This is a genomic window from Novosphingobium silvae (assembly GCF_009856825.1).
GTDB classification, from domain to species: Bacteria; Pseudomonadota; Alphaproteobacteria; order Sphingomonadales; family Sphingomonadaceae; genus Novosphingobium; species Novosphingobium silvae.
On the sequence record NZ_WVTD01000001.1, the window covers coordinates 465,607 to 476,727 of the forward strand.

An 11,121-nucleotide genomic window follows, 5' to 3' on the forward strand; every position below is an offset into this window, starting at 1 on the left:
GGGAGCGGGGACAGGCAGCGAAGCACGGCGCCGCCCCGTCACGGGACGATGAGGACGTCGCCGCTCGAAAGGGTCGGCAACGGATTGGAAAGTGCGCCGGACTTCAGCGAGCGGCCTCCCTTGAGCAGCCGCTTCAGGCGCACCGGCTCCACGATCTCGCCCTGCGGGGTCTGGCGCATGATGACGGCGTTGCCGATGTCGGCGAACTCGTCCGCCCCGCCCGCCATGCTGAGCGCCTGGAGCACGTTGGGGCGGGTTCCGCTCGCGAAGCTGCCGGGCTGCTTCACCTTGCCCAGCACATAGAAGCGGGTGCCTTCCGTCTCGCGCACCGAGACGGTCACGTCGGGCGGAGCCGAGGTGTAGTTCAGCGAAATGCGCTCGCGGATCTCGTCCGCGATGTCGGAGACGTTGCGGCCCGCGGCGCGGATCGTGCCGGCGAGCGGGAACGCGAACGTGCCGTCGGGCTGCACCAGCACCTGGCGCTGCATGCGCTCCTCGCCCCAGACGAAGACGTCGAGCTGGTCGCCGGTGTTGATCGTGTAGCGCGCAGGCGCGGCGGCGGCGGCGGGCGCCACGGCCTGCGCCGGAACCTGCGTCCCGGCGCTGGCGGGCGTGGCCGAAATCGTCCCGGACGCGACCAGCATGAACATCGCCGCGACTTGGCCGAAAGCGGCGCGCGGCAGGACGTGGCTGCGGCGCTTGTTCCTGGCCGGACCGGGATCGCGGTCCCTTGAAAGCGTTGAAGAATTCACGTTCACCCCCTCGGCCCGCATGAGATGCCGACCTGCCCCGAAAACTATCCGGAGGAGGCGCGCTGTGTAATTCGCGCAAAGGGGGGCTCCCTTATCCGTGGGGGAAAATGCGCATGGGACCATGCCCATGAGAGCAGGGAAATCCGGGTGGCAAAAACCCGCAGGTCCAAAGGCCATCGGTGTTCCTCGGGAAGACCGGAGGCCGCCTCGTGCGCCATAGTGCCGACGGGGAGGCACAGCCATGTCGCTTGCAAATCTGGAAACGTCGATCCTAGCGCCCGCGCCCGTTGTCGCAGGCCTGCCGCCGGTGCTCGCGCCGGCGCTGACGCGGCAAGCGCCCGTGCGGGTGACGGCGGCCGTGCAGACCACACCGTCACCTGCGCCGCGCGGAGCGGACGTGGAGTTCCTCGAACTCGACTTCACGCCGCTAGACCTGACGCTGGCGCTGGAGGCGGTGATCGAACGCCCCGCCTCGGCTCCCTTCACTTATGTCGTCACGCCCAACGTCGACCATGTCGTGCGCCTGCTGCGCCGCCGGTCCGACCTGTGGCCCGCCTATCGCGCCGCCTGGATGACGCTGTGCGACAGCCGCATCCTGGCCCGCCTCGCGCATGGGGACGGGCGCGAACTGCCGGTGGTGACGGGCAGCGACCTGACGCTTCGGCTGTTCCAGGAAGGCATCGCGCCTCGCGATCCGATCGCCATCCTGGGCGGCAGCGAAGCGACGGTCGCCAGCATCGTCGAGCGGTTCGGGCTTGTCGACGTGAAGCACTACAATCCGCCGATGGGCTTCATCCACGACCCGCGAGAGACGGCCCGTGCCGTGCGCTTCCTGGTCGATGCCGGGGCACGCTACTCGTTCCTCGCGGTCGGTTCGCCGCAGCAGGAGATCGTGGCCCGCCGCGTCGCCAAGGCCCGGGGCAGCAGGGGCATCGGCTTCTGTATCGGGGCGAGCCTGGAATTCCTCTCGGGCGAGCAGGAGCGCGCGCCTGCGGTCATGCAGCAGATGTCGCTCGAATGGTTCTTCCGCCTCTGCTCGAACCCGCAGCGAATGTGGCGACGCTACCTTATCGAAGGGCCGCAGATCTTCCGCATCCATCAGGACTGGCGGCGCCGCGCGCCCATGCCTGCGGGGAGCGCCGCGCGGGTCCCGCTCGGTGGGTGAGAGATGGCCCGGGCAGGGAGCGGAGCGCTGAAGGTGAGGCGCACGATCCTGGCCAGCCTTGCGGCAGCGGCGGTGTCCCTGCCGGTCTGTGCGCACTTCGCCGATCCCCCGCGCGCCGGCGCCCTGCGCGGGGCGACGGGCCTCGCCTTCCCTGCCGGTGAGCCCTCGCCCCTACCCGCCCGGCGCGCGATGCAGCTGGGGATCAACCTGTTCGGGATCGACACCGGCAACCGGCAGCAGGTCTTCGCCAACATGATCGCGCAGAGCGAATGGTTCGAAGCGCGCACGGGCAGCTGGAAGGCTTTTCCCCCCGCGCAGCTCGATCCGCTCGGCTGGATCCGCTACCTTGAGCCCGGGCAGACGGCGCCGCGCCCCTTGGTCCTGCCGCCCGCGCCTTTCCGCACGGTGCGCGTGCACTGCACTTTCGCGGGAAAGGGAGAGCTTGGCGCCGGGGGCGTGGCGCGCGTGGTCTCAGGCGATGCGCGCAGCCTCGATCTCGAACTGGCCCCGACCGGGGCGGAAGGCGAAGGCGCATGGCTCACGCTCATGGACACCGACCGGGCCGACCCGCTGCGCGACCTCGACTGCCGCCGCGAAGGCACTTCGCCCGCCGCGCGCTTCGATCCCGCCTTCATGGCGTTCGCCTCGGACTTCGCGGTCATCCGGTTCATGGACTGGCAGCACACCAACCAGAACCCGAGAAGCGACTGGAGCGCGCGCACCTTGCCGCGCTCGTCCTCGCAGGTCGGAGCGGGCGGCGTATCGGTGGAGGACATGGTCGATCTGGCGAAGGCGGCAGGCGCCGATCCCTGGTTCACGATGCCCTACCATGCCGACGAAGCATGGGTGCGCGCATTCGCCCGGCTCGTCCATGATCGGCTGGGGCCGGAGCGCCGCGTCTACGTGGAGCTGGGGAACGAGGTGTGGAACGACCTGTTCCCCGCCGCCCGCGATGCCCGGGCGGAAGGGATCGCGATGGGCCTTGGCGGCGGAGACCCCGCCCGGGCGCAGATGGAACGCTATGCCCAGCGCATGGTCGCGGCGATGCGCGTCTGGAGCGAGGTCTACGCCGACCGCCCCGGAGCGCTGGTGCGGGTGGCGGCCACCCAGAACGCCAATCCCGCCCTCGCCGCCATCGTCCTTGGTCATGGCGACAGTGCCGAATGGGTCGATGCGCTGGCGACCGCGCCCTACTTCTGGCTGGAGGTGGAGGGCCGCAAGGCCGCCGATGCCGACGCCATCCTGGCCGAGCTTCCCGCCGCCATCGAGCGCACTTTCGCCATGGCGCGCGAAAACCGCCGCATCGCCGCCGCGCACGGCAAGCGCTACATCGCCTACGAGGGCGGGCAGCATCTCGTCACCCGCGACCTGGCCCTTGCCCGCGCGCTGCAGCGCGACCCGCGCATGGGCGATGCCTACGCCCGCTACCTCGCGGGCTGGCGCGAGGGCTTCGGCGATACGCTGACACTCTATGCATCGACCGCCCCCATCGCCGAATACGGCTCGTGGGGGCTGCGCGAATATGGCGGCCAGCCGCTGGCGCAGGCGCCCAAGTACCGCGCGGTGCGTCATTTCCTGGAGGGGCATAAGTGAAGGACCACGAGGGCGCGATCGAACGGGTCGGCGGGAACGTGATCGGCGCGACTGCGGCCGGCAGGATAGACGAGGACTGGTCGCACGAGGGGGGCGGGGGCAATGCACCGCTGCTGGCGCTCGGCGTGGCCATCGCTGCAACCGCCTGCTTTTTCCTGTACAAGCCCGCGTTCTATGCCGGCTGCATCAGCATGCTGGGCGTGCTGCTGTTCGTGTGGGCGCTGCGGGCACCGCTGCGCCGCGACATGGCGACCCGCGCGGTCGCGATGGCCTTCTTCATGCCCGTGACGGCATGGATGCTGCCCAACATCTGGCTCGTCTATCTCGTCATGCTGGCTTGGGTGCCGCTGTTCGCAGGGCGGCTGGAACGGGTGGCGGGCATCTACCTGTTCAGCCTGCTGCTGCTGCCCGGCCTCGACATGACGTTCGAGTTCGGCGGCACCCGGCTGTTCGACTTCGGCGTCCACGATGCGCTGGCGATCGGATCGGCCCTCCTCGTCCTCAGGGACCCGCGCCGCTGCCGGATATCGGGTGCGGACGACCGGCGCGTGAGCCTGCTGCTTGTGGTGCTGGTCTTCGGGCTCGCTCGGGAAACGAGCTTCACGCACTTCATGCGCACCGCGATCAACGTCGCGCTGGACTACGGGCTGCCCTACTTCATCCTCAGCCGCAGCCTGCCGGTGGTCGAGGCGATGCGCTCGGCGCTGCGCTGGCTGGCCTGCGCGGGAGCGGCGATCGCCCCCGTGCTGGTCTTCGAGGTGTCGCAGACCTGGCCGATCTACAACGAGCTGTACTGGCGCCACAACGTGCCGATGCTCCTGATCGTCAAGATGCGCGGCGCCATGCTGCGGGCGGGCGGGCCGTTCAACGAGCCGACCTCGATGGCGCTCGTCCTTGCCATGTGCGCTTTCGCCCTATGGCTGCTGCGCGACGATTTCCGCACCCGCGCCCGCCACGCCCTGCTCTTCGCGGTGACGTTCGCGGGCCTGTCCAGCCCCCAATCGCGCAACGCCTGGGTCGGCCTTGGCCTGGCGATCGCGCTGGCCGACATCTTCGTCGACCGCTGGAGCGCCCTGCTGCACAAGCTGGTGCCGACCGCGGCGGCGATCACGATGGTGGTGTTCGTCGCCAGTTCCTCGCCCGACTGGTCGGAATCGCTCGGCCTTTCGGGGCAGGGCAGCGACACTGCGGAATACCGGCGCAATCTCCTCCAGCGCGGCAGCGAGGAGTTCTGGAAAAGCCCGATCATCGGCTATTCCTCGGCCCAGCTCGAAAGCCGGCTGAACGACATGCGGCAGGGCGAGGGGATCATCGACTATGTGAACAGCTACCTGTGGTTCGGCCTCGTCGCCGGGCTGCCGGGACTGCTGGTGTTCGTCGCCAACCTGTTCTCGCCGCTGGCGATGTTGTGGAGCAGGCGCTGGACGCTGGTGGAGATCGATGCCTACGCGCCCGCCGCCTTCGTGTTCGGCTGCGTGGCGATGCTGGGGATGACGCTGGTGTTCACCTCGTTCGGCCTGCGACCCTCGCTCCTCGCGTTCGGCTTCTTCGGCTTTGCCGCCGCCCTGCGCGCCGCCTGCCGGACCTACTGGCACGAGGAGGAGGAGAAGGCGGAGGAACATGCGCAGCCGGTATGGCCGCAACTTGCCGCAGGACTGCCGGGGCGGCCTCAGGACCCGCTAGTCCGCTAGTCCTTCGTCGGTCAGTGCAGCAGCACCGGGGCGAGCACCGCGTCAGTCGCGAAGCCCGTGGCTGCCCCCGCCGCTCCGGCGACAAGGAACAGCGCTTCCTCCCGCAGGTCCAGCAGATGGGCCTGGTGCATGCGCAGCCACTTGATGGCCAGCGCCGAACCTTCCATCAGGCCGACGGCCAGCACCAGCCCGAACTGCCCCCACACGAGATACCCGGCGGTGCCCGCGCTGGCGAGCCATGCGAGCTTGGCGATGCTCGCCTCCAGCGTGGCACGCACGCGGCCGGTGGCGGTCAGGCTTTCGTTCGCAGCGTTCGAGGGCAGCGCGAGGAGCGAGGAGATGCACAGGATCTGCAGATAGAGTGCCGCCTGCGCATAGCGCGGATCGTAGAGCACGCCGATGACGAGCGGCGCGCTGCCGATGATCCCGCCGGTCGCCAGAGCATAGAGCATCGAGGGCACGCGTCGCCGCGCATAGAACTGCGCCCGCAGGTCAGGTGCTTCCTCGTGCCACAACCGCGCGTAGGCGGGGTAGAGCACCCGGCTGGCATAGTTGGCGGCAAAGCCCAGCGGCGCTGACGCCAGGTTTCCGGCGAGCACGTAGAAGCCGAAATGGTCCAGCGGCATCAGCTTGGCGAGCACCAGCTTGTCGCACTGGGTGACGAGCAGGTAGATGAGGCTGGAGCCGGTCACGTAGCGGGCGAATGACCACAGCTGGCGCAGCGTTCCCGCCTCAAGCGTGAAGCGATGCAGGCCCTGCCCGAACATGGCATAGCTGAGCACGGCCTTGACCGTACTGCCCACCAGCATCCCGCCCAGGATCGCCCAGTAGTTGCCCCAGGCCCACGCCAGCAGCGCGCTGGCGGCGATCTGCACCACGAGCGCGGCGATCTCCAGCGTGGAAAGGCGCAGGATCTGGCGGTGTCGCAGCGCGCTCAGCAGGCTGACCGAGGCCAACCCGTCGACCGCGAAGACGAGGCCCGAAGCCGCAATCGCCGCGGCGAGTTCGGGGCGGCCGAGCGCGTGCGAGGCCGGAACGGCGATGGCCGCCAGCACCGCCGCCAGCAGCAGCGAGCGCAGGAACGAGACGGTCCATACGGTGTCGAGGAAGGCTTTCCTGTCGCCATCCTTCTGCCGCACCACGAAGGCCTGGAAGCCAAGGTCGCTGGCAAGCGCGACGGTGAACTGCAGCGAGGCGATGACGCCCGAGATGCCGAACACCTCCGGCACCAGCAGGCGCGTCAGGATCATGCTGCTGACCGCGCGCAGGAGGTTGTTGGCAATAACAGAGGCGACGACGATGTTGGTGTCGCGAAGCAGGACGCCGCGCAGGCGTTCGGCAAGTCCCGGTGCAGTGGGAGGCGCCGGGAGAGGTGCAGGAACGGACGCCGGGAGATGGGAGGGTGTGGACGGCGACCAGTCGGCGCCGGCTGCCTGCGTGCTCATTGGAGTTCGAGTTCCCTTGCCCGCGCGTCCGGCTTCGGCCCCGGCGGACCGTTCCCGATCGCGGCGGCGTAAAGCTCCAGAAGGCGTTTCCCCACCACCTCTGTCGCGAAGACATCCTCGCACCGCCTGCGCGCGGCGGCGCCGAGACGCGCCGCAAGGGCCGGGTCGCCAAGCAGGCGGTCCAGCGTCGCCGCCAGCGCCTGCGGATCGGCGACGGGGGTGAGCAGGCCCGTCTCTCCATCGACGATCACTTCCCCGGCGGCAGGCCATGCGGTGGACACCAGCGGGCACCCCGCCGCCATGCCTTCCAGCAGGACATAGGGGAAACTCTCCCAGCGCGAGGCGCAGACCTGCACCATCGCCCGGAGGCGCAGCGGCGCGATCTGCGCCGGGGAAAGCTTGCCGGTGAAGGTGATCCGCTCTCGCGCCTCGGGCGAAAGGCGGCCCTGTGCGAACTGCGCGAAGCCCACCTTCTCGCCCGGCACGGTTTCCAGCCCTTCGTCCGGGCCAACCATCGTCAGGCGGGCATCGGGCCGCGTCTGCAGCAGCCGATCGAAGGCGAGCAGCATGGTGTCCGCGCCTTTCCAGAAGTCAAACCGCCCGATCGCAAGGATGTGACCCGGCTCGCATGCCTCCACCTTCCAGCGGGGTGCCTGCGGGTCCATGCCGATGGGATTGGGGATGACGAGCGAGAGCTTCCCGGCCTCCCGCCCGTACTTGTCACATGTCTCGTTCAGGATCGCGCGGGTGGGCGAGGTCACCAGCGTCGAGGCGCGTACTGCGCGCGCCTCCGCCCGGCACCGCGCCTCGTCCGAGCGACGCTGCGCCGGGGTGAGCGTGCGCACCGGCTTGACGATATGAGGCCCGTGCAGCCGCGTCACGACGGGCACGTCGATCGCCTTGCCCACCATCTCGCACCAGCCGAAACTTTCCTCCATCTCGAACACGTCGAAGGGCTTGATGCGATGGGCGGCGGCCACTTCCCGTGCAAGGATGCGGCCCAGCGGCGCAAGCGCGCCCGAGGAGCGGTCGAAGCGCCAGGCGATGCTCTCGCCCGCACGCGCCAGGGCCCTGCCGGCGCTGGTGCGCGGGGCAAGCGGGGTGACGCTTTCGTCCGCCGCGATCAGGTTCCCTTCCGAAACGACTGACACGTCATGCCCGCATGCAAGGAAGTGCCGTCGCACTTCGGCGACGTAGCTGACGATCCCATTGGCCCCGCGCGAGGGGGGCCAATGGGGTGAGCAAAGCCCGATATGCACGTGCCGGATCTCCTTGCATGCCGCAGCGGCAGCTTTGCCCGGCAGTCTATTGGCGCGCCGTGGTGGGTGTCGATCATGAGAACATCCTAGGGGTTTTCAGGTCTGCCCCAGCGGGGGTGCCCGGCCCTATCCTGCCTGCGAACGGCCCCTGCACGGGGGCGCCCCTTGCGCGTCGGCGCAAGACAGGAGGACCTGATGGCATTTCTCGGCCTGACCGATCTGGGCGGCTACCATTGCTTCGACCATGATGCCTGTCGCGCGGCCGGCGCCGAGAAGTCGGCCCAGTATCGCGCGGCGGACCCGTTCCCGCACGTCGTCATCGACGATTTCCTCGATCCCGCGTTCCTGCGCGGCGTGCTCGCGGAGTTCCCCGACAGCACGGGCCGCGACTATTTCGATCGCGACCAGGAACGCCTGAAGTTCCAGTTCCGTCCCGACCAGTGCACCGGCGCCCACACCCGCATGCTCTTCGCCGAGCTGAACTCGCGCGCGTTCCTGGCCTTTCTCAGCGAGATGACCGGCATCCGGGGGCTGATCGCGGACCCCTATCACTCGGGCGCCGGGCTTCACGAGACGCGGCGCGGCGGACACCTGGGCATCCACGCCGACTTCCCGCACCACGGCCGCATGAAAGTGGAACGGCGGCTCAACCTGCTGATCTATCTCAACGAGGACTGGGACCCGGACTATGGCGGGGCGCTGGAACTGTGGGACCAGGACATGAAGCAGGCGCGCCGCTCGGTCCTGCCCGAACTTGGCCGCGCGGTGATCTTCAGCACCGACCGCGACACCTTCCACGGCCACCCCGAGCCGCTCGCGTGCCCGCAGGGCCGGTCGCGCCGCTCGATTGCCACCTACTACTACACCGCCATCGCCGCGCCGCTGCCCGAGATCGAGCGGACCACCGACTTCCGCGTCAGGCCCGGCACCACCGACCGCACGGACTGGCGCATCCGCTTCCAGAACCTCAAGTCCGACTGGATGCCGCCGATCCTCCAGCGGCGCGGCCGCGAGCCGCTCGCGCCGCTCGTCGCCGAGCAGTCTGCCGCGCGGCCGTGATGCCGGCAATTGCCCTGCCCTCAATGCTTGCCTGGAGCACCGCGCTGGCGACCAGCGTTCCCCTGCTGACCCTGGCACTGGAGTGCCTCGTGGGCAGCGGCCGCGTGGCGACGCGAGCCGCCGTCCGGGCATCGCCTTTCATCGTCCTCATGCCCGCCCATGACGAAGCGAGCGGCATCGAGGCTTCGGTCCGCGCCGTCCTGGCGCAGCTGCGCGCTGCGGACGAGCTGGTCGTGGTGGCGGACAACTGCTCGGACGACACCGCCGCGCGTGCCCGCGCGCTTGGCGCGACGGTGATCGAGCGGCACGAACCCGCCATTCGGGGAAAAGGCCACGCGCTGGAATTCGGACGCCTGTTCATCGCCGCCTACCGTCCTGCGCCCGGCGAGCGGCCCGGTGCCGTTCTCGTCGTCGACGCGGACTGCCACCCCGGGCCGGGTGCGCTCCCGGCGCTGGCCGCCACGGCCGAGCACCGGCACGCCGCAGTGCAGGCCGTGTTCCTGTTCGAGCCGCAGAAAGAAGCGCGGTCCACCGCGCCGAGCCCCATCGTGCGCATCTCAAGCTTCGCCTTCCTCATCAAGAACCTGGTGCGCCAGCAGGCGCTCGACAGGCTTGCGGGAGCGGCCCTGCTACACGGATCGGGGATGGCCTTTCCGCGCGCGCTGTTCCTGACGATGCGGTGGCCCGGCACTTCCCTGGTGGAGGACCTGGAGATGGGACTCGACCTGCTGCTAGCCGGGGAAAGAGTGGTGGTGGAGCCTGCCGCGCGCGTGGTCAGCGCGCCCAGCACGGTGGCGGGCACCGGCAGCCAGCGGCGGCGGTGGGAGCACGGGATGATGCAGACGGCCGCCCGCTACGTCCCGCGCCTGCTCGCCCGTGCCCTGTCCCGGCCGGGGCGTGGGGGATGGCGGCTCGCCGTGGTGGCGCTGGACCTGATAGTACCGCCAACGGTGCTGCTCGCGCTCACCTCGCTGGCGGCCTGCGTGGTGGTGTTCGCGCTGGACGGCGCGGGCGCTCCCTTCGGCGTGCTGGTGGCGGCGCAGCTCGCGGCCCTGCTCGGCGTGGGCCGCGCCTGGTGGACGCACGGGCGCGGCGTGCTGCCCTGGCGCAACCTTGCCGACCTGCCCGGCTACTTCCTGTGGAAGCTGCCGCTCATCCTCCAGTTCGTGACTCGCCGCGAACGCGAATGGACCCGCACGGAACGTCTCCCATGAAGAACCTAGGTTTCGTCATCATCGGCCGCAACGAAGGCGCGCGGCTCGCCGCGTGCATCGACAGCGTGCTCGCCACCGGTCACAAGGCCATCTACGTGGATTCGGGCTCCAGCGACGACAGCGTGGCGCTCGCACGCTCGCGGCAGGTGGCCGTGGTGGAACTCGACCCCGCCCTGCCCTTCACGGCGGCGCGCGCGCGCAATGCCGGTTTCCAGTGGCTCCTGCGGGACGACCCGCTGCTGGCCTTCGTCCACTTCATCGATGGCGACTGCGAGCTTTTCCCCGGGTGGGTCGAGCATGCCGTGGCCGCCCTCGCCGCCGATCACCGGCTGGCCGCCGTATGCGGGCGGCGGCGCGAACGCTATCCGGGCGCCAGCCCCTACAACCGGCTCTGCGACGACGAGTGGAACACTCCCGTAGGGCTGGCGCTCACCGTCGGCGGAGACGCGCTGTTCCGCGCCGCCGCGCTCAAGGCCGTCAGGGGCTACGACGAGAGCCTGATCGCCGGCGAGGAGCCGGAGCTGTGCCACCGCATACGCAGGCGAGGCTGGCTGATCCGCCGGATCGAGGGGGACATGACGCTCCACGACGCGGCGATGACGCGCTTCGGGCAGTGGTGGCAGCGCAACCGCCGCAGCGGCTACGCCACGGCAGAGGCCGTCTCCATGCGCGGCGGCGACAACCGCGTCCTGAGGCACCAGGTGGTCAGCAACGTGGTCTGGGGCATGCCGCTGGCCTGGCCCTTCTGGCCTTTCCTGTGGCTGCGCATCCGGATCAGCCGGGACGCGCTGCAGGCCACATGGATGACCATCGGCAAGGTCCCGCATCTTCAGGGCCAGATCGACTACTGGCGCCGCGCCCATGCACGCTCCAGACGGCCCGAGGCCTGCAAGACGCGGCTGATCGAGTACAAATAGCGCCTGCTCTTACGAAACGAAAACGA

The 11,121-nt window shown here is 69.7% G+C and carries 9 protein-coding genes; 6 read left to right on the forward strand and 3 right to left on the reverse strand.

The window, feature by feature from the left end; all coding sequences use genetic code 11:
* Positions 1–38 precede the first annotated feature (38 nt).
* Positions 39–752, reverse strand: a complete 714-nt coding sequence (locus GR702_RS02285) for a polysaccharide biosynthesis/export family protein (RefSeq protein WP_337192502.1) — start codon at positions 750–752, stop codon at positions 39–41.
* A gap of 241 nt (positions 753–993) precedes the next feature.
* On the opposite strand from GR702_RS02285, the gene GR702_RS02290 reads away from it, so the two are divergent.
* Genes GR702_RS02290 through GR702_RS02300 form a run of 3 tightly spaced genes read left to right on the forward strand, consistent with a single transcriptional unit; the run spans position 994 to position 5,201 of the window.
* A complete protein-coding gene (locus tag GR702_RS02290; protein ID WP_160984307.1) occupies positions 994–1,917 on the forward strand; it encodes a WecB/TagA/CpsF family glycosyltransferase in 924 nt (307 codons plus the stop codon).
* Positions 1,918–1,950: 33 nt separating this feature from the next.
* The gene (locus GR702_RS02295) at positions 1,951–3,510 is read left to right on the forward strand and encodes a hypothetical protein (RefSeq protein WP_160984308.1); all 1,560 of its coding nucleotides are present in this window, start codon (positions 1,951–1,953) and stop codon (positions 3,508–3,510) included.
* Positions 3,507–5,201, forward strand: coding sequence for an O-antigen ligase family protein (locus tag GR702_RS02300; protein WP_337192503.1), 1,695 nt, complete (start codon positions 3,507–3,509; stop codon positions 5,199–5,201). The genes GR702_RS02295 and GR702_RS02300 overlap by 4 nt, the downstream gene beginning before the upstream one ends.
* 11 nt (positions 5,202–5,212) lie before the next feature.
* Here GR702_RS02300 and GR702_RS02305 read toward each other — a convergent pair whose 3' ends face one another.
* Positions 5,213–6,646 (reverse strand): oligosaccharide flippase family protein, encoded by a 1,434-nt coding sequence (locus GR702_RS02305; protein ID WP_160984309.1) that lies wholly within the window; start codon positions 6,644–6,646, stop codon positions 5,213–5,215.
* Positions 6,643–7,905, reverse strand: coding sequence for a glycosyltransferase (locus GR702_RS02310; protein ID WP_160984310.1), 1,263 nt, complete (start codon positions 7,903–7,905; stop codon positions 6,643–6,645). Before GR702_RS02310 ends, GR702_RS02305 begins: the two co-directional genes overlap by 4 nt.
* A gap of 195 nt (positions 7,906–8,100) precedes the next feature.
* On the opposite strand from GR702_RS02310, the gene GR702_RS02315 reads away from it, so the two are divergent.
* Genes GR702_RS02315 through GR702_RS02325 form a run of 3 tightly spaced genes read left to right on the forward strand, consistent with a single transcriptional unit; the run spans position 8,101 to position 11,095 of the window.
* Positions 8,101–8,964, forward strand: a complete 864-nt coding sequence (locus GR702_RS02315; protein ID WP_160984311.1) for a 2OG-Fe(II) oxygenase — start codon at positions 8,101–8,103, stop codon at positions 8,962–8,964.
* Positions 8,964–10,178, forward strand: coding sequence for a glycosyltransferase family 2 protein (locus GR702_RS02320; protein ID WP_160984312.1), 1,215 nt, complete (start codon positions 8,964–8,966; stop codon positions 10,176–10,178). The genes GR702_RS02315 and GR702_RS02320 overlap by 1 nt, the downstream gene beginning before the upstream one ends.
* On the forward strand, positions 10,175–11,095 hold the full coding sequence (locus GR702_RS02325) for a glycosyltransferase family 2 protein (RefSeq protein ID WP_160984313.1): 921 nt from the start codon (positions 10,175–10,177) through the stop codon (positions 11,093–11,095). The genes GR702_RS02320 and GR702_RS02325 overlap by 4 nt, the downstream gene beginning before the upstream one ends.
* The last annotated feature ends 26 nt before the right edge of the window (positions 11,096–11,121 follow it).